Annotated in this window: 10 protein-coding genes; 2 read left to right on the top strand and 8 right to left on the bottom strand. The window is 74.5% G+C overall.

Going from position 1 to position 18,946, the window contains the following annotated elements:
• Nucleotides 1-27: 27 nt before the first annotated feature.
• Nucleotides 28-792, bottom strand: a complete 765-nt coding sequence (locus AB0D74_RS15115) for an acyltransferase (RefSeq protein WP_362585413.1) — start codon at nucleotides 790-792, stop codon at nucleotides 28-30.
• 110 nt (nucleotides 793-902) lie between these two features.
• Between AB0D74_RS15115 and AB0D74_RS15110 the strand changes: the two genes are divergently transcribed.
• Nucleotides 903-1,430: a gamma carbonic anhydrase family protein gene (locus tag AB0D74_RS15110; RefSeq protein ID WP_362585410.1), complete on the top strand. Its 528-nt coding sequence runs from the start codon at nucleotides 903-905 to the stop codon at nucleotides 1,428-1,430.
• 92 nt (nucleotides 1,431-1,522) lie between these two features.
• Here the strand turns inward: AB0D74_RS15110 and AB0D74_RS15105 are convergent, their stop codons facing one another.
• On the bottom strand, nucleotides 1,523-2,167 hold the full coding sequence (locus tag AB0D74_RS15105) for a DedA family protein (protein ID WP_362586016.1): 645 nt from the start codon (nucleotides 2,165-2,167) through the stop codon (nucleotides 1,523-1,525).
• 200 nt (nucleotides 2,168-2,367) lie between these two features.
• Here AB0D74_RS15105 and AB0D74_RS15100 point away from each other — a divergent pair, with 200 nt between their 5' ends.
• Entirely contained in the window at nucleotides 2,368-3,360 is a 993-nt protein-coding gene (locus tag AB0D74_RS15100; protein WP_362585407.1) for a lysylphosphatidylglycerol synthase transmembrane domain-containing protein, read from the top strand.
• Between the two features lie 10 nt (nucleotides 3,361-3,370).
• Here AB0D74_RS15100 and AB0D74_RS15095 read toward each other — a convergent pair whose 3' ends face one another.
• From AB0D74_RS15095 to AB0D74_RS15070, 6 genes are read right to left on the bottom strand one after another with little or no spacing between them, the layout of a single operon-like run.
• Nucleotides 3,371-4,426: a class I SAM-dependent methyltransferase gene (locus AB0D74_RS15095; protein ID WP_362585404.1), complete on the bottom strand. Its 1,056-nt coding sequence runs from the start codon at nucleotides 4,424-4,426 to the stop codon at nucleotides 3,371-3,373.
• Nucleotides 4,410-5,600: a glycosyltransferase gene (locus AB0D74_RS15090; protein ID WP_362585401.1), complete on the bottom strand. Its 1,191-nt coding sequence runs from the start codon at nucleotides 5,598-5,600 to the stop codon at nucleotides 4,410-4,412. Before AB0D74_RS15090 ends, AB0D74_RS15095 begins: the two co-directional genes overlap by 17 nt.
• Nucleotides 5,597-6,412 (bottom strand): alpha/beta hydrolase, encoded by an 816-nt coding sequence (locus AB0D74_RS15085; RefSeq protein WP_362585398.1) that lies wholly within the window; start codon nucleotides 6,410-6,412, stop codon nucleotides 5,597-5,599. The genes AB0D74_RS15090 and AB0D74_RS15085 overlap by 4 nt, the downstream gene beginning before the upstream one ends.
• Before the next feature lie 3 nt (nucleotides 6,413-6,415).
• Nucleotides 6,416-6,733 carry an acyl carrier protein gene (locus AB0D74_RS15080; protein ID WP_089105552.1) on the bottom strand — a complete coding sequence of 106 codons (318 nt, stop codon included), beginning with the start codon at nucleotides 6,731-6,733 and terminating at the stop codon, nucleotides 6,416-6,418.
• Complete coding sequence (locus tag AB0D74_RS15075) at nucleotides 6,730-11,526, bottom strand: beta-ketoacyl synthase N-terminal-like domain-containing protein (RefSeq protein ID WP_362585395.1); 4,797 nt, start codon at nucleotides 11,524-11,526, stop codon at nucleotides 6,730-6,732. The genes AB0D74_RS15080 and AB0D74_RS15075 overlap by 4 nt, the downstream gene beginning before the upstream one ends.
• A 1-nt stretch (nucleotide 11,527) precedes the next feature.
• Nucleotides 11,528-18,433, bottom strand: a complete 6,906-nt coding sequence (locus AB0D74_RS15070) for an SDR family NAD(P)-dependent oxidoreductase (protein ID WP_362585392.1) — start codon at nucleotides 18,431-18,433, stop codon at nucleotides 11,528-11,530.
• Between the last annotated feature and the right edge of the window lie 513 nt (nucleotides 18,434-18,946).

Below are 18,946 nucleotides of genomic sequence, written 5' to 3'. Positions count from 1 at the left end.
CAGGCCGACGACCCGGCCGGCTACCGCTCAGCTCTCGGGTTCCAGTTCGGCGAGCCGCGCCACGTCCGCCTCGTCCAGCTCGGCCAGCGCGCGCAGCTGCTCCGGCGTGGTGCCCGCCGGGATCGGCACCGGCGGGGGCGTGCGCAGCGGCGGCTGCCAGCCGGTCTCGGGCGTCCAGCGCCGTACGACGCGGGCCGGGGCGCCCGCCACCACGGCGTGGTCGGGCACCGTGCCCCGGACCACCGCGCCGGCCGCCACCACGACGTTCCGGCCGATCCGCGCGCCCGGCAGGATCACCGCGCCGGTGCCGATCCAGCAGCCCGGGCCGATCTCCACGGGCTCCATGCGGGGCCACTGCCTGCCGATGGGCTCGTGCGGGTCGTCGTAGGAGTGGTTGGTGGAGGTGACGTAGACGTACGGGCCGAAGTAGCAGTCGCTGCCGATGGTGACCGTGGTGTCCGCGATCACGTGGCTGCCGCGGCCGAGGACCACGCCGTCGCCGATGCGCAGGATCGGGTCGGGGCCGAGGTCGAGGTCGGGCATCAGGCCCGCGGTGAGGGTGACCTGTTCGCCGACGATGCAGTGCGAGCCGAGGTGGATCCACGGCTCGCCGAAGACCGTGCCGAGCGGGAAGGCGAGCCGGGTGGCCTCGCCGAGGGCGCCGAAGCGGAAGCGGCCGGGGTGGTCGGCGGAGACGGATCCGGTGCGCTGCACCCAGGCCCAGGCCGCGTGCACCGCGCGTTGGGCGAGGCGGCGGCGCCAGGACGAGAACGTGTTCTTGGGCTTCGGCACGGAGTCACGCTACTCAGCGGGCGCCGCATTGCAGAAGGCGGGCTGCTGTGATCTTCGCCCCAGGTCGTGGGCTAGGTTGCCGGGGACATCGACGACGACGGGAGACGGTGATGACGCGGCAGGCGCTGATCGTGGGCATCGGGGGGCGGGAGCCGAAGATCGAGGACGGCGTGTTCGTGGCGCCGACCGCCTCGGTGATCGGGGACGTCACCCTGAGGGCCGGGGCGAGTGTCTGGTACGGGGCGGTGGTGCGGGGGGACGTCGAGAAGATCACCGTGGGGGCGCAGGCGAACGTCCAGGACAATGTGACATTGCACGCGGACCCCGGGTTTCCGGTGAGCGTCGGGGAGCGGGTGTCCATCGGGCACAACGCGGTGGTGCACGGGGCGACCGTGGAGGACGACTGCCTGATCGGCATGGGGGCGACCGTGCTGAACGGGGCCGTGATCGGGGCGGGGTCGTTGGTGGCGGCGCAGGCGTTGGTGCCGCAGGGGATGGTGGTGCCGCCGGGGTCGTTGGTGGCGGGGGTGCCGGCGAAGGTGCGGCGCGAGCTCAGCCGGGAAGAGCGGGAGGGGGTGACCCTGAACGGGACCTTCTATGCGGAGTTGGCTGTGGCGCATCGCGGGGTGCATGAGTAGGGGGTTCGGCGGGTGCGGGTGGGTGGGGGCTTCTCGCGCCCACGCGGCGGAGCCGCATATCAGATGCAGTCCCGCGCCCCTGACGGGGCGCTTCAGTCCCCGGCGCCTACAGGTTCGGCTTCCTTCTCTGACACCTGGAGCTTCTTCGCCTTGCGGCGGACGATCAGCATGGAGGCGAGGCCGAAGAGGACTGCCGCTGCCAGGCCGAAGTACGAGAAACGCTTGAGCCAGTCCTCCGCGACGAGGCCGACGTAGTAGACGACCGCCGTGGTGCCGCCCGCCCAGCAGATGCCGCCGAGGAGGTTGGCGATCAGGAACTTCCAGTAGGGCATGTGGAGGACACCGGCCAGCGGGCCCGCGAAGATGCGGAGGAGGGCGATGAAGCGGCCGAAGAAGACCGCCCACATGCCCCACTTCTCGAAGGAGCGCTCGGCGGTGGCGACGTGGCCCTCGCTGAAGTGTCTCGGGAACTTCTTCCCCAGCCAGGCCAGCAGCGGACGGCCGCCCTTGCGGCCGATCGCGTAGCCGATGGAGTCGCCGATCACCGCGCCGGCGGTCGCGCAGGCGCCGAGGACGAACGGGTTGATGCCCGAGTGCTGGGAGGAGAGCAGCGCGGCGGAGACCAGGACGATCTCGCCCGGCAGCGGGATGCCCAGGCTCTCCAGTCCGATGACCAGCGCCACCACTGCGTAGACGGCGACCGCCGGGACCGAGTCGAGCCATTCCTGGACGTGCACCGCCGGATCCTCCCCTGTCGTGTGCGCCTTCCCCAGGAAGGCTACCGGGTCCGCCGGGTACCGCAGCGCCCGCGGCACCGGCCCGCCCTCCTGCCTTCGGTTTTCGGACATCCGGGTGTCATACGGGACGGGAAGGCTCCCCGGCGTCTGCTCGCCCGCGGCTCCCCACCGCAGGCCCGCCGTGGAAGGACAACGTCCCCGTGTCCTCACTGTCGTCTCTGTCGTCGTCCCACCCCGACGCGCCCGTGTGTCCGCTGCCGGCGCCCTCCTCGATGGCCGGCCGGCCGCTCCGGCTCGCCCTGTGCCTGTCCCCCCTGCTCATCGCGGCGGTCTGGGGGCTGACCAACCAGTCGCTGCTCTACGAGGGCGTCACCCGGCTCGCCCGCGCCGAACCGGCGTGGCTGCTGGCCGCGGGCGGTTTCACCTGCCTGACCTGGGTGGTGGCCGCCTGCATGCGGCAGGGCGCGGTACCCGACCGGCTGCCGCCGGGGCTGCTGCTGGCCTCGCAGTTCGCCGCCGGCGCCGCCAACCACGCACTGCCCGCCGGTCTCGGCGCGCACGCCGTCACCGTGCGTTTCCTGCGCACCCGGGGCGTCCCCCTGGAGCGGGCCACCGCCTCGATCGCGCTGTACTCGGTGGCGAAGTCGGGTGCGAAGACGGTCGTGCTGATCGGGTTCCTGCTGTCGTCGTCGGCCTGGCGGCGGCTGGGCGAGCTGGTGCCGGACGGTGTGGTGCTGATCCCGGTCGCCGCGGTACTCACCCTGATGGGCGTGGCGACGGCCGTCGTACGACCGCTGCGCCGCCCGATCACCGGCATGGTGCGCTCGGCGCTCACCGACGCCCGGACGGTGCACGCGCGGCCCTCCCGGGTGCTGGCCCTGTGGGGCGGGGCCACCGCGATGCCGCTGGTGCAGGCGTGCGTGCTGGCCTGCACCGGGGAGGCACTCGGACTCGGGCTGTCGTGGGGCACCGTGATCTTCGCCTACCTGGCGGCGGGCACGGCGGGGGGTGCCGTGCCGGTGCCCGGCGGGGTCGCGGTGGACGCGGCGCTGGTGATCACCCTGGTCGCGTTCGGCTCCCCGGCCGGGGTGGCCGCCGCGACGGTGATCGGCTACCGCGTCCTGACCGACTGGATCCCGCTGCTGCCGGGCGCTCTGGTGCTGTCGGCGATGATCCGCGCGAAGGTGCTGTGAGGGCCGGGCGTCAGTCGCGGCGGGCCACGACCCGGTAGGCGTTGGAGACGCGGAGGCGGCGGGAGAACGGCCGTACGGCGAAGCGGTCCAGGAGGGTGCCGGCGATCAGGGCCGGGATGCCGGCGATGAGGAGGGCGGCGCGCAGCGACTTCTGGAGGGCGCCGGGCTGTGCCGGCAGCCAGGGGGCGTCCTCGCGCGGCGCGGTGTGGTCCAGGGCGAGCCAGACGGCGGCCAGCAGGTCGACGGGGTCGTGCGCCTCGGCGTGCTCCTCGGCGACGACCGTGAAGCCCAGTTCCGTGAGGCGGGCCCGGAGGTTGCCGACCGGGATGAAGTGCAGGTGCTGGGGCTGGAGCCAGGGCAGCCACCAGCGGCCGAGCAGGCGGGCGTAGCGGCTCTCGGGGTCGGGGACCTCGATGAGGAGGTGGCCGCCGGGGCGTACCGCCTCGTGGGCGGCGCGCAGTTCGCGGTCGGGGTCGGTGCTGTGCTCCAGGTAGTGGAACATGCTCACCACGTCGTAGCGGGCGGTGAGTTCGGGGGCCAGGTCGGGGAAGGCGCCGCGGTAGGCGTGCTCCACGCGGCCCTCGCGGGCGGCGAGTTCGACGCCGTCGGTGAAGTCGAGGCCGTCGAAGGCGGTGCCGGGCAGCACCTCGCGGGCGGCCTCGCAGAAGTGGCCGTGGCCGGTGCCGACGTCGAGCCAGTTCTTCGGGGTCGCGTCGTGCGGGACCATGGACCGGGCGCGGCCCTGGTACATCTTGGTGCGGCCCCCGAAGGTGCCGCTCATCTTCTGCTCGCCGAGCCCGTCGTAGAAGTCCCGGTAGTAGAACTCCAGGCCCGTCTCGTTCAGCCGCGGGTTCTGGAAGGTGTGGCCGCACCGCGTGCACCGGTCGAGGGCGAAGGCGCCGGGTTTGTGCTGGAGCAGGTCGGTGGTGCGCAGCCGGGTGGTGAGCCGGTCGGAGCCGCACCAGGGGCAGGCGGTGCGGCGGGGCTCGAAGAAGCGGTCGGTGCCCTCGGCGAGGTCCCGCTCGTAGGCGGAGCGCAGCGCCTCGATCTCACTCTGCTTGCTCATCGGCTCTCCTTGCGTGCGGGTCGGCTGCGAGGCGTTCCAGGTGGGCCGCGGCGGCCGGTGCTCCGCCGGCCGCGCGGAACGCGGTGCGGATGCGGGCCGCCGCGGTGCGCGGGCCGGGCTCGTACAGGACGGTGTCGAGGGCCTCGCCGAGGCGTGGGGCGGTGACCCGGCCGAACCGGACCCGGAGGCCCGCGCCGGCGTCGACGACCTGTCCGGCGATCACCGGCTGGTCGTCGCGGATGGGTGCGACGACCAGCGGGACGCCGTGCCACAGGGCCTCGCACACGGTGTTGTGCCCGGCGTGGCAGACGACCGCGTCGACCCGTTCCAGGAGCGGGAGTTGGGGCAGCGAGGGCAGGATGAGGATGTCCTTGTCGTCGGCGGCCGGGGGCAGGGTGCCACCGGGGTCGGCGATCAGCGCCTGCACCCGGTCGGCTCGTTCGCGGACGGCGGCCACGCACTCGGCCAGGAACCGCCCGCCCGCGTCCGCGTTGGCGGTGCCGAGGGAGACGAGGACGCGCTCCCGGCTCGGGTCCAGCCAGTCCCAGGGGAAGCCGTCGGCGACCGGCCGCTCGGAGATCGACGGGCCGACGTGGCGGACCGCCGGCCGGTCGGTGCGGCCCGCCAGTTCGGGGGTGGTGAAGGCGAGGGTGAGGTACGGCGAGAAGCGCGGGTCGGCGGTGCCCGCCGGGTCGCCGATCCGGCCGCGCAGCTCCGCGAGCCGGTCCCGGAGCCACTCGGCGACCTTGGGGATGCCGTCGTAGGCGCCGCCGAACTCGGCCGAGGTGGTCGCGGAGGTCGCCCACGGCAGCCCGAGCCGCTCGGCCACCAGAGCCCCGGCGAAGGCCTGTTGGTCGGCGACCACCACGTCGGGGCGGAATTCGTCGACGGCCGCGCGTACACCGGGTGCCATGGCGTCCGCCAGCGGCACCAGGAACCACTCCCAGAGGAACCGCAGCGCCTCCGCGCCCCGCAGGTCGGCGGGCCGCTCGCCCTCCGCGGTCCCCGCGCACGGGAACACCCGGGCCTGCGGACCCGCCAGCCGCTGCACCAGCGCGGTGTCCGCGCAGACCCAGGCCACCCGGTGCCCGCGCGCGGCGAGTTCGGCCGCGACGCCGACGGCCGGGTTGATGTGCCCGACCAGGGGCGGTACGACGAACAGGAAGCCGCTCACCGGACTCCGGCCCGTACGCCGCCGCTGACCGAGTGGATCAGTTCCAGGATGTGACCGCCGACCGTGCCGGCCGCCTCGACCAGCACGGAGTGCTCGTGCCCGGGCAGCACCACCGACCGGTAGTCCGCCAGCAGGGCCTCCTTGAGCGGGACCACCTCCACCAGGTCGGAGTCCCCGCCGTACACCCCGAGGACCGGGCAGCGTACGGCGCTGATCTGGTCCTCGGTCAGGACCCGGCTGGCCGGGATGTCCCGGCCGAGGCTGGTCTCGCGGGCGAGCCGGGCCGCGCCCCTGGCCAGCCGGGCGGTGTTGTGGCTGCGGTTGGCGGTGATCCAGGCGATCGCGTCCGACTCGTTGTGGGCGAGTTCGGTGACCACCCGGTGCAGGATGCCGCCGAGTTTCGCGGCCCAGGCGGCGGTCGCCGGCTCGGACTCGATGAGCGTCAGGCTGGCGGTGCGCTCCGGGTGGCGGGCCGCCCAGCCGAAGGCGATGGTGCCGCCGTAGGAGTTGCCGACGAGGTGGACCGGGCCGGTGATCGACAGGTGGTCGAGCAGGGCCTCCAGGTCGTCGATGTTGTGGTCGAGGGTGTAGCCCCCGGTGGGCCGGCCGCTGCGGCCGTGGCCGCGCAGGTCGTACATGACCACGTCGAGGCCGGAGGCGGCGAAGGCGGGCGCCACGGTGAAGTAGTAACTGGCCAGGCTGTCGGTGAGCAGCCCGTGGACGAGGACCACGGTGGCCAGCGGGGTACGGCCCTCCCCCGGGCCCATTCTCTGGACGTGCAGCCGGATGTCCCCGGTGTCGACGATCGCCATGGGTCAGCCCGCCTCCGTGGCCTTCAGGCTCCACACGACGTACTCGACGAGCCGGCCGACGGTCAGCTCGATGATCTCGTCGAACTCCATCCCGGCCAGGAACTCGGCGAAGTTGACCCGCTTGCCGTACCGCTCCTCCAGGAGCCCGGCGAGGGTGACCAGGTCGATGGACTCCAGCTCCAGGTCACGGTTGAAGGTGGTGCTCATGCCGATCTCGGCGTCGTCGTCGCCGTACTCCTCCAGGAGGGTGCGGAGCATCCGCGCGAGGTCGGCGAGCACCGCCTCCTCGTCGGCGCGGATCTCGGGCTCGGTGGGGTTCATCGCGGGTCCTCCTCGGGGTCTGCGGCTGCCGGTCCGGTGGTCCAGGCCACGACGTAGTCGCGGTCCGGCAGTGCGGGGGGATTGCGGACCGGCGCGCAGTGCACCGGGTAGGCGCGTTCCAGCCGGCCCGAGACGAGCAGCCGGCTGCCGTCCGGAGCCGCCTCCAGGACGGTGAAGTCCCTTGGCCGGCCGTCGAATCCGGTGCCCTCGGCCTTGGCGACGGCTTCCTTGGCGGCCCAGAACCGGGTGAACCACAGAGCCGTCGGGCCGTCGGCGGACAGGGTGCGCAGCAGCCGGAGTTCGTCCGCGCCGAGCGCGACCTCCATGGCCGCCGGGTCGCGTTCGGTGACCTCTTCGAGGTCGATGCCCGGACCGGGTCCGGGGGTGTGCGGCCGTACGATCGCCACCGCGGCCTCGGCCCGGTGGGCGAGGGAGACGTCGAGGGCGGGCAGCGTGCGGCCGTGCACGCCGACCACATACGGGCGGCCCAACGCGTCGTTGCGGACCCGGAGTTCGGCCGGGAAGACCGGTCCCTCGCCGTGCTGCCAGAGCCACTGCCGTACCGCGTCCTTGGCGGCGATCCGGCCCAGCAGCCACTGCCGACGGCCGCGCGGCGGGTGCTCGGCGTACTCCGAACGCTCGGCGCCGCCGAGGGAGTTGCGCATGATCAGCTCGCGGGAGGCCAGGTCCGGCCAGCGCTCGTGGAGCAGGGTCCAGCCGCCGGGCCGGGCCTCGGAGAGAGTGTTGCGCTCCGGGAACCGCTCGACGGGGCGGGTGTGCGGGTCGTTGTCGAAGCGGCGGTCCTGCCAGCCGCCGATCCGGGCCCAGACCCGGTCGCCGACGGTCAGCTCCACGTCCGCCTCCAGGACGGTGTCGGTGAGCGAGGTGATCCGCACCAGGCAGCCGACCTCGGTGCCGGGGACCGGATGCGGGCCGTAAAAGCGCATCTCCCGCATCTGCACCGGGAAGACGACGGTCCGCTCGGTGCGGGTGGACATGATCCAGTAGCCGAGGATCTGGCCGACGTTGTCCAGCAGGGCGCCCGGGGCGGTGGGCGTGGTGATCACACCGCGGACATGCCGGTCGCCGATCGCGGTGAGCTCGGTGACGCCCTGGAACGCCGGGCCGTGGAACATCCAGCGCTCGGCGTACAGCTCGGCGGCGGTGTGGTCGGGGGCGCGCTCCGTGGCCGGGGGCCCGGCCGGGCCGGTGGGCGGCGGGGAGTGGTCGGGGGCCACTTCGACGACCGCGCGGGCGGTGGGGCCGAAGGTGACCGCGACGCGTCCGGGGCCCTCGGGGGTGACGGTGACCGGGACGTCGACGGGGGGCGTGGCGGTGAGCCAGCGGTCGAAGCGGGCGCCGTGCACGGCGACCGCCCGCAGCCCGGTGGCGTCCTCGGCCGCGTCCGTCATGTGCTGCACGATCGTGGTGGCCGGGACCACCGGCCAACGGTCCTCGGTGTCGGGCCAGCCGGGGCGCTGCGGGAAGAAGCAGTGGTCGAGGAGGTGGGGCATCGCCTCGGGGGACACCTGGAGGGTGGTGGTGCGGGAGGCGGGGCGCGGGGCGGTGGGGACGGACGCGGGGACAGGGGCAGGGGCGGGGCCAGAGGCGGGCGCGGGGCCAGAGGCGGGCGCGGGGCCAGAGGCGGGCGCGGGGCCAGGGGCGGGGACGCGCGGCACGGGCGGGGGTGCAGTGGGACGCGGGGCTGTGGTGCGAGGGGTCGTGGTGCGAGGGGCCGTGGTGAGTGGCGGGGCGGTGAGTGGCGAGGCGGTGATCGCGGTGAGGACCGCCGCTGCCGTGCCCGCCGTCTCCCGCAGCAGCGCGTCGAGTTCGGCCGCGGCCGGGATGCGGGTGGCGAGGTCGTCCAGCGGGGAGGACCCGGCGGGGATCCGCCTGCCGCCCAACGCCGTGCGCAGTTCCGCCAGTTCCGGACCGTCCAGGGAGACCAGTGCGCCGCCCAGGTCGAGCCGGACGGGCGGCCGTTGCCGGGCCGGCGCGGCCGTGCTGCCCGGCCTCGGGACCGCCGGCGCGACGGCGGCGCCCGCGGTCCACAACGCGGTCGCCACGCGCCGGAGTTGGGCCAGACCGGAGCGGTGCGGGGAGTTGGCGGCGACGGCGAGGTGGTCGCGGTCGCCGAGGGTGTCGCCGATCAGGGAGGCCAGCTGGCCGGGGCCGGTCTGGACGAAGACCCGGTGCCCGTCGGCGTACAGGGCGTCGACCAGTTGCCGGAACCGGACCGGCTCCAGCAGGTGCCGGACGAACAGTTCGCGCACCCCGGCCTCGGCCGCCGGAAAGGGGGCCGCGGTGGTGCCGGACCAGACCGGGACGGTCGGCCGGTACAGCCGGAAGCGCTCGGCGGCCTCCTTGATGGGGGTGAGGTACGGCTCCAGCATCGGGGTGTGGAACCCGGACCGGAACGGCAGCACCTGGCACAGCACGCCGTCGCCGCGGAAGGCCCGGACGAGGTCCGCGACGGCCAGGTCGGGACCGCAGACCATCGACTGGTTCGGCGCGTTGTCGTGGGAGAGGACGATCCCGGCGTCCGTCCAGTCATCGTCGAGCGCGGCGCGGACCCGGTCGGCGGGGGCGCCGACGGCGGCGAAGGCGAGGCCCGGCACGGTGACCGCGTCGGGGTCGAACTCGGCCATGAAGGCGTCCACCTGGTCGCCCGAGTAGAGCCCCGCGGCCACCATCGCCGTCCACTCGCCCACGCTGTGCCCGGCGACCGCGTCCGGCACCACGCCCATCCGGCGCAGCGCCGAGTCCAGCAGCCGCCCCACGCCGACGACACCGAACCCATGACGGCCTACGTCCCCGACCCGAACGGCGTCCGTGACGGGGCCGGTGACGGTGGGGAGGCCGAAATGCGCGGCGATGTCGTCGACGCGGGGAGTGAACTCGCCTTCCAGGCCGGGGAAGACGAAGGCCAGCTTGCCTGCGGGCAGCAGCGGGGCGGGCCTGAACCACACGTCGTTGCGGCCCTGCCAGGCGCGGCCCTTGCCGGCCGCGCGCCGGGCGAGGGCGAGCCGTCTGGCGGTGGGGTCGACGATGCCCAGGCGGACCGGGCCCGCGTCCTGATGGGTCCCGTCGGCGGCGAGACCGGCGGCCAGGACGGCGGAGTCGTCGGCGGCGAGGATCGCGGTCAGCTGCTTGGGGGTGTCGGCGGCGAGCAGGAGGATGCGTTCGGGTTCGGCGACCACGACGACGCCTGTGCCTTCGGCGACCTCGGCGACCTCGGCGACCTCGGTGACTTCGATGGCATTGGTGGCTTCGGCGACTTCACCGACCTGCGTGACGTTCGCGGCTTGCATGGCCTGCGCGGCTTGGGTGATGCGGGGTGCGGTGCCGGGGCGGTAGGCGGGGGCGGCGTGCCGGCCGGGGGCCTCCTCCAGCACCACGTGTGCGTTGATCCCGCCGAACCCGAAGGCGTTCACCGCTGCTCTGCGGACCGGCTGTCCGGAGCCGGTCTCCCAGGGCCGGGCCCGGTCCAGGGTGCGGAAGCGGGTGGCGGCGAGGGCCGGGTGCGGGTCGTCGCAGTGCAGGGTGGGCAGCAGGGTGGCGTGGTGGAGCGCGAGGGCGGCCTTGACCAGTCCGGCGACTCCGGCGGCCGGCATGGTGTGGCCGATCATCGACTTCACCGAGCCCAGCACGGCCCGCTCACCCTCGGTGCCGGGCCCGAACACCTCGGCCAGCGTGGTCAGTTCGGCCGCGTCACCGGCCGGGGTGGCGGTGCCGTGCGCCTCCAGGAGGCCGACCGAGTGCGGTGCGGCGGGGTCGAGTCCCGCGGCCCGCCAGGCCTGGCGTACGGCGTGGGTCTGGCCGCCGGGGTCGGGGTTGACGAGTCCGGCGGTACGGCCGTCGCTGGCCACGCCGGTGCCGCGGATCACGGCGTAGACGCGGTCCCCGTCGCGTGCGGCGTCGGCGAGGCGCTTGAGGACGACGACTCCGGTGCCCTCGCCGATGAGGATGCCGTCGGCGTCGCGGTGGAAGGGGCGGATGCGCTGGCTCGGGGAGAGGGCGCGCAGCTGGGAGAAGACGCTCCACAGGGTGATGTCGTGGCAGTGGTGCACTCCCCCGGCGAGCATCACGTCGCAGCGCCCGGCGGTGAGTTCGGTGACGGCCTGGTCGACGGCGACCAGGGAGGAGGCGCAGGCCGCGTCCACGGTGTAGGCGGGGCCGCGCAGGTCGAGGCGGTTGGCGATGCGGGAGGCGGCGAGGTTGGGCACCAGGCCGATCGCCGACTCGGGACTGGCGGGGCCGAGCCGGTCGGTGAACGCCTCGCGCACCTTGGCCAGTTGGGCGGGCGTGAGGTCGGGTACCAACTCGCCCAGCGTGCGGACGAGTTGCCCGGCGGTCCGGACCCGCTGGTCGAGCCGGACCAGGCCGGGGGTGAGATAGCCGCCCCGGCCGAGGACCACGCCGATCCGGTGCCGGTCGGGCAGCCGGTCCGCGCCGCCCGCGTCGGCGATGGCCGCGGCGGCCACGTCGAGGGCGATCAGCTGGTCGGGTTCGGTGCCGTGGACGGAGTTCGGCATGATCCCGTACCGGGTGACCTCCACCTCGGCCAGCCCGTCCACGAAGCCGCCGCGCCGGCAGTACACCTCGTCGGGGACGGCGGGCCCGGCCGCCGAGCCGGGCCGGTAGTAGTCCGCGTCCCAGCGCCCCTCGGGCACCTCGCCGATCGCGTCCACGCCGTCGCGCAGGTTGGTCCAGTAGGCGTCGAGGCCCGCGGCGCCGGGCAGCAGCACCGCCATGCCCACGATCGCGACCGGTGTCCGGCGGTCGTCGGTCATGTCACCAGCCCGAGGCGGTGTAGACGACGGCCCGTACGGACTCCGGGCCCCAGGCGAGCTCCCGCAGCAGCGCCGCGGTGCCCTCGTCGGGGTCGATCAGCGTGATGCCGCGGCGCGCGTACTCGCGGCCGAGTTCCGGGCTGACCATGCCGGTGTGGCCGCCGACGGGCGCCCACGGCCCCCAGTGCACGGTCAGCGCGCGGTTCCCGGTGCGCTCCGCCCAGCCGGTGCCGAGGCTCTCCAGGGCGTCGTTGGCGGCGGCGTAGTCGGCCTGGCCGCGGTTGCCGAGGACGGCCGAGATGCTGCCGAACAGGACGGCGAACCCGGGACCGCTGGGCAGTTCCTCAAGGGCGGCGAGCAGGGTGGCCGCGCCGGTCGTCTTCGTGCCGTAGACCCGCTGGAAGGACTCCGGGGTCTTCTCGGCGATCAGCCGGTCCTCGATCACCCCGGCCGCGAAGACGACCCCGTCCAGGCGGCCGTGGTCGGCGTGGATCTCCTTGACGGCCTGGAGGGCGGCGTCGCGGTCGCGGAAGTCGACGGCGCGGTAGCGGGCCTCGCTGCCGAGCGCGGCGAGTTCGTCCAGGGTGGCGGTGATCTCCCGCTGGGCCAGGATCAGTTCGGTCTCGCGGTTGATCTCGGCGGGCTTCAGGCCGCCGCGGGCGGCGAGGGCGGCGCGGAGTTCGGCGGGGGTGCGGGCGGCGGCGGTGTCCGGGGTCTCGGGGCCGTTCGGCGCGGGCGTCCGGCCGAGCAGTTCGATCCGGCAGCGGCAGGCGGCGGCGAGGGTGGCCGCGAACTTCGCGGTGATGCCCCGGGCGCCGCCGACCAGCAGCACCACCGAGTCCCGGTCGAGGCCGAGCGCGGCGGCCTCGGCGGCCCCCGCCCCGGCCGGTCCGGCCCCGGTGCTGCCGAGTGTGCCGGGTGCCACCTCGACCAGTTCCAGACCCTGCCGGCCGGTGGCCGTGCGGAGCACGACGGGAGCCGGTTCCGGTGCGAGCAGTTCGGTGAGCAGTGCGTCGGCGACCGCGTCGGGCGCGGTGTCCCCGAGGGTCACGACCCGGGCGACGGTGTCCGGGTACTCCCGGGACACGGTGCGGAACAGCCCGTGCAGTCCGACCGAGCGCGCCGCGTCCGCGCCGTCGGTGGGACGGGCGGCCAGCAGCCAGCGCGGGCTCCTGGCGAGGGCCGCCCGCAGGACCGGGTAGGCGTCGGGCAGTACGGGGGTGTCGGTGCCGGGCAGCGCGCCCAGGTAGAGCACGCCGTCCACGGCTCCGTCCGTCTCCCCGAGCAGGTGGTCCGCGTCGACGGTCACGGCCTCGGCGCCGTACCCGGCGAGCCGGGCCGCCGTCCGCGCGCCGTCGCCGAGGACGAAGAACCGCTTGCCGGACAGTACGGCGGCCGGGTCTGCCCCCGTGTCCGGCTCCGCCAGGTCCACGGGCCGCATCTCGAACCGCTTGGGCGCCTCGCCCGCGGGGACCTCGTCGGCCGCGGCGGAAGCGGGGATCTCCTCGGCCACGGTGGTGGCCGACGCCGGTACGCCCTGGCCGGGCGCGGCGGCGGCCACCGGTTCGGGCACGGCGGACGTCCCGTCGGCCGTGGCCGGGTCCGGTCCGGACGGGGCCTGGGCCGACCCCTCCTCGCCGGTGCCGACCCGTGCCCGCAGCCATCCGGTGACGGCCGCGGCCGTGCGCGCCTTGGCCAGCTCCTCCAGTTCGGCGTCGTCCAGGGTCTCCGCGCCGCCCGCGATGCCGAGTCGTTTCGCCAACTCCCCCGCGATCTCGGCCCGCTTGATCGAGTCGATGCTCAGGTCGGCTTCCAGATCGAGGTCGGGCTCGATCATGTCCACGGGATAGCCGGTGCGTTCGCTGATGATCTCCAGGACGACCCGCTCGACGTCGGCGGTCGGCTCGGGCCCGGCCGTCGGGGCGGATCCGGGCGCCGACGCGAGGGCGAGGACGGGTTCCGCCGACTGCGGCTGCGCTACGACCACTTGGGCCGACGGCAGCTGCTGGAGTACCGGCGCGGCCGGCACCTGCACCTGGGCCGCCCCGAAGTAGGTGAGCAGCACATCGCGCTGGGCTGCGATCATCTCCCGGCTGGTGCGCAGGAACTCGGAGATCAGCGCGTCCCGGTCGGCGGGGGCGCCGTGCGGCTGGTTCGTCGTCACAGTCGTCTCCACGACTCGTCGGGCCGGTGCGAGGGCACCGGGCAGGAGGTCTCCGGCGGCGGTGCGCACAAGCTGTCCGTCGACCGTCCAGCCGGGCCGTTTCGGCGCCGGGGTGCGGACCGCGTCCACGGCGTCCCGGCCGCGCAGCAGCCAGGCGGTGCGTACGGGTGCGCCGGCCACGGCCAGCTGGGCGAGCGCGTCGAGCCAGCCGCGCAGTCCGCCGCCCGCCCGGGGCTCGCAGGCCACGGTGGTGTGCGGGCGGTCGCCGAGGATCTGGCTCACGAGCCGGGTGAGGACGGTTCCGGGGCCGGCCTCCACGAAGACGCGGGCCCCGGCCTCGTACATCGCCTCGATCTGGGCGGAGAAGGCGACGGGTGAGCCGATCTGGGCGGCGAGTTCGGCGCGTACGGCGTCGGCGTCGGGCCGGTAGGGGGCCGCGGTGCGGTTGGACCACACCGGGAACTCGGGCGGTCGTACGGCCGTGTCCGCGAGGACCTCCGCGAACCGGTCGCCCGCGCCCGCCACGACCGGGCTGTGGAAGGCGCAGGCCACCGGGATGCGCTTGGCGCCGAGGCCGGCCTCGCGCAACAGCCGTACGGCCGTGGTCACTTCGTCGGTGGGGCCGGAGATGACCGTCTGGCGGGGCGAGTTGTGGTTGGCCACCACCACGGAGTCCGGGACATCGGCTGTCCGCAGCGCGCGCTCGACGTCGTCCGCCGCGCCGGACACCGCGGCCATGGTGCCGGGTTCGTCGCCCGCGGCGGCCAGGATCGCCGCCGCGCGTTCGGCGCTCAGTTCCAGGAGGGTCTCGGGGGTGAGGGCACCGGCCGCGCTGAGGGCGACGAGTTCGCCGTAACTGTGTCCGGCGGCCATGTCGGGACGGACGCCGGCCGCCGTCAGGAAGGCGTGGGCGGCGAGGCCGGTGATGCCGAGGGCGGGCTGGGCGGCCCGGGTGTCGGTGAGGGCGGCCCGGCGGCGCTCGCGGGTCTCCTCGTCGAAGGCGGCGGGCGGGTAGAGGGTGTCGGCGTGGGCGCGGCCGAGCTGGAGGTAGTGCTGGAGTTCGGGGAAGGCGATGAGGACGTCGGCGAGCATCCCGGGGCGCTGGCTGCCCTGGCCGGGGAAGAGGAACGCGACCTTGGCGTCGGCGTCCCGCGGCCGGTCGGCCAGGTGGATGCCGGCGGCCGGGTCGTGCTCCCCCGCGAGGACGCGGCGCAGCTGCCCGGACAGCCCGGCCACGTCGGCCGCGACGACCGCGGCCCGTACCGGCTCGTGCGAGGCGTCCGCGCGGCGGGCCGCGGCGAGCGCCAGGTCGCGCAGCCGCCAGGAACCGGTCTCGGCGGCCTTCAGGATCTCCTCGGCACCCCGGTGGGCGGCCTGCTCGTCCCGCCCCCGGAACACGAACAGCTCGGCGGGCCAGGCGTCCAGCCCCTGCTCCGGCGGTACGGCGCTGTCGTACGCGCCCAGCACCACGTGGAAGTTGGTGCCGCCGAACCCGAACGCGCTGACCCCGGCGACCCGTTCGGCGGGTGGGGCCGCCCAGGGCCGGGCCTCGGTGTGGAAGGCGAACGGGCTGTCCGTCTCCTTCCAGGCCGGGTTGGGGTGCTCGACGTGCAGGGTGGGCGGCTTGACCCCGGTGTGCAGGGCGAGGGTGGTCTTGATCAGCCCGGCGAGACCGGCGGCGCACTTGGTGTGCCCGATCTGGGACTTGACCGACCCGAGCCCGCAACCGCCGTTCGCCGCGCCCGCCTCCGCGAACACCTCGCTGAGGATGGTGAGTTCGGTGCGGTCGCCGACGACGGTTCCGGTGCCGTGCGCCTCCACCAGGCCGACCTGGGCCGGGGAGACGCCCGCGTTGCGGTAGGCGCGCAGCAGCGCGGCCCGCTGGCCCTCCGGCCGGGGCGCGGTCAGGCCCATGGACCGGCCGTCGCTGGACGAACCCAGTCCCTTGACGACGCCGTAGATCCGGTCGCCGTCGCGCTCGGCGTCCGCCAGCCGCTTGAGGACGAGGCAGGCGACGCCCTCGCCGAGCGCGATGCCGTCGGCGGAGCCGTCGAAGGCGCGGGAGCGGCCGGTCGGGGACAGGGCGTGCACCGACGAGAAGAGGACGTAGTCGTTGATGCCGTTGTGCAGGTCGGCCCCGCCGCAGAGCACGACGTCGCTGGTGCCGGCGGTGAGTTCCTTGCAGGCGACGTCGACGGCGGCCAGCGAGGACGCGCAGGCCGCGTCCACGGTGTAGTTGGCGCCGCCCAGGTCGAGGCGGTTGGCGATCCGCCCCGAGATGACGTTGGAGAGCATGCCCGGGAAGGAGTCCTCCGTCAGCTGCGGCAGCTGGTCCTCCAGCCCCTCGGGCACCTTGCCGTAGTAGGAGGGCAGTACAGCCCGCAGGGTGGCCGCGTTGGAGAGGTCGCTGCCCGCCTCGGCGCCGAAGACCACCGAGGTGCGCGACCGGTCGAACTCCCGCCCCCGTGCGCCGTATCCGGCGTCGTCGAGGGCGCGCCGGGCGGCCTCCAGGGCGAGCAGCTGGACGGGCTCGATGTGGCCGAGGGAGGCGGGCGGGATGCCGTAGCCCAGCGGGTCGAAGGGGATCGGCGGCAGGAAACCGCCCCACTTCGAGGTGGTGGAGCCGTCGGCGTGGTGGACGGCCGGGTCCCAGCGTTCCACCGGCACCTCGGTGACCGCGTCGCGTCCGGCGACCACGTTCGCCCAGAAGGTGGCGAGGTCGGGGGCCTCGGGGAACATGCAGGCCATGCCGACGATCGCGATGTCGAGCGGGGCGGGGGCGGGCGGCTGGTCCGGCTGTGCCGCCGTCGGCGTCCGGCGGGTCAGGAAGTCGGCGGCTGCGTCGGTCACGGCGTGATGGAGGGCGGCCACGGTGGTGGTCTCCGAGCGCAGCACGGCGACCTCTCCGGCCATGAACATCCCGTCGGAGAACTGGCGTTCTTCGTCCACGGGCGTCAACTCGCCGTCGGCCGGGCGGTCGACGCCCTTGCTGGCGATGCGCAGTCGGCCGACGTTGAGCCGTTCCAGCTCCTCCCACACCTGTCGGTCGGACACTCCGCTGTCCCGCAACTCCGCTTCGCGTTGGCGGTAGTTGAAGGTGAAGGGACTGGGCACGCAGCGGGTGGCGTGGCCGGGTGCGGTCTCCAGGAGGGCGGTCGAGGCGGCGGCCATGACCTGGCGCTGGAACAGCGGCTGGATCGCGCCCCGGTCCACGGCCTCCTCCGTGAAGAGGTAGGCGGTGCCCATGAGCAGGCCGACGGCCGCGCCCCGGGCGGTGAGCGGTGCGGCGAGGGCGGCGACCATCGCCGCGGAGCGTTCGTCGTGGATGCCGCCGGCGAAGAAGACCTCCAGGCCCTCGGCGTCCGGGAAGTCCGCCAGGACGGCGAGCTGGGCCTCCCAGAGCGGGAAGCTCGCGCGCGGTCCGACGTGGCCGCCGCACTCGGAGCCCTCGAACACGAACTTCCGGGCCCCGGCCTCCAGGAACTGCCGCAGCAGCCCGGGCGAGGGCACGTGCAGGAAGGTGCTGATCCCGGCCCGTTCCAGCGCCTCCGCCTGCGCGGGCCGGCCGCCGGCGACGATGGCGTGGCTGGGCCGCAGTTCGCGGACCGCTTCGAGCTGGGCGTTCCTGAGCTCCTCGGGCGCGAAGCCCAGCACGCCGACGCCCCAGGGCCGTCCGGCGAGCGCGGCCTTGGCCTCGGTCAGCATCTCCCGGGTGCGGGTGCCGTCGGCGAGGGCCAGCGCCAGGAACGGCAGGGCTCCGTCGTCGGCGACGGCCGCGGCGAAGGCGGCCCGGTCGCTCACCCGGGTCATCGGGCCCTGCGCGACGGGCAGCCGGGTGCCGAGGGCACGGCTCATGGCGGAGGTCCCGGGACGCAGCGCCTCGGCGGCGCCGGTGCCGTACCCGTGTATCGCCGCCCTCAACTCCCTTACCGTGCGGGGCACATCGCCCCACAACTCGGCGAACCGTGCGGCGAGGAAGCCGTCCTGGCCCACCGGGAGCAGCTGGGTGCGCAGGTCCTCGGCGCCGAGCAGTGCGGCGACCGCGGCCGGGTCGCCGTCGGGCGGGCGTACGGCGTCCGGGCCGCGGCGGTGCAGGATCCGGTACCCGGCCACGACGGCCGTCTCGGAGCCGTCCAGGGAGCGCAGTGCCGCCGCCGTCGCCTCGGGGAGCCGGGACTCGGCGAGCAGGGCCAGCTGGCTGTCGAGGACCACCCCGGCCGCGCCGCCGGCCACCGCTGCCGCCGCCGTGTGCGGTCCGATGCCACCCGCGGCCCAGACCGGGACCTCCGACTCCGTTGCTTCCAGAAGCTGTTGGAGGAGGACGAAGGTGCTCAGCCCGCCGACCCGGCCGCCGCTCTCGGCACCCCGGGCGATCAGCCCGTGCGCTCCGGCCGCGACGGCCGCGCGCGCTTCGGCCAGATCGGTGACTTCCGCCAGCACGCGCGTATGCGGGGCGAGTTCGGCGACGGTCCAGGGTGCGTCGGCGGCCCGGACCACGGTGTCGGGTGCCGGGCCGAGCTCGTCCGGGGTGAGGGCGCAGCCGGCGGCTACCCGCACGCCGTACGGTCCCGGCGCCGCTCGCCTCAGCCGGGCCAGCGCCTCCCGGGTTCTTCGGTCGCCGCGACCGAGGTCGAGGACGCCGAGTCCGCCTGCGGCACAGACCGCTGTGGCGAGCCTGGCATCGGGTTCTCCGAAAGGCGTGATGCACATGATCAAATCGACGGCACGCACAGGGGACGTCATGACACTCCGAATAATCGGGAGGACAGCACGGTGGGGGATGTGTGCGGCGGAAAGCTCGTGGTGAGGCCACCGGAAACTAGCGAGTTCATTACTCGCGGGTCAATAACGGAGGGGGCCCACCACGTCCGGTGGCATTGATTCGGCCAGCGGGAGGAATTCACCGCAAGAGCCGAAAATCAGAGCAATCCACTGCGGATCGGCGGCCGTTCGGCGGCCGGACCGCTGGCGGCACACCGCCACAAGCCCGTCAAAGCACCCTGGCCATTCACCCGGCACTCACCACGGCGCAACGCGCCGTGCTGCCGCGCCGAGCTCTGTAAATTCGGGATGACTTCGGTCCGCTGGCTCGATCGTGGCACACCGGAAACCCGCGCTGAACGCCGCAGCGCGAACCCTCACCCAATCCTGACAAAAACCTGCCGTCAACCGCACCGCTACAAATGAAACGCACGACGGGGAAAATTCTTGTAAACCCTTGAAGTAAACGGCCGGAGAGCCTCCGCTCGCCGGCCG

Source organism: Streptomyces sp. NPDC048278 (genome assembly GCF_040652195.1).
Taxonomy (GTDB): Bacteria; Actinomycetota; Actinomycetes; order Streptomycetales; family Streptomycetaceae; genus Streptomyces.
Note: the sequence above shows the minus strand (reverse complement) of the source record. Positions and strands in the feature narration are given on the sequence as shown.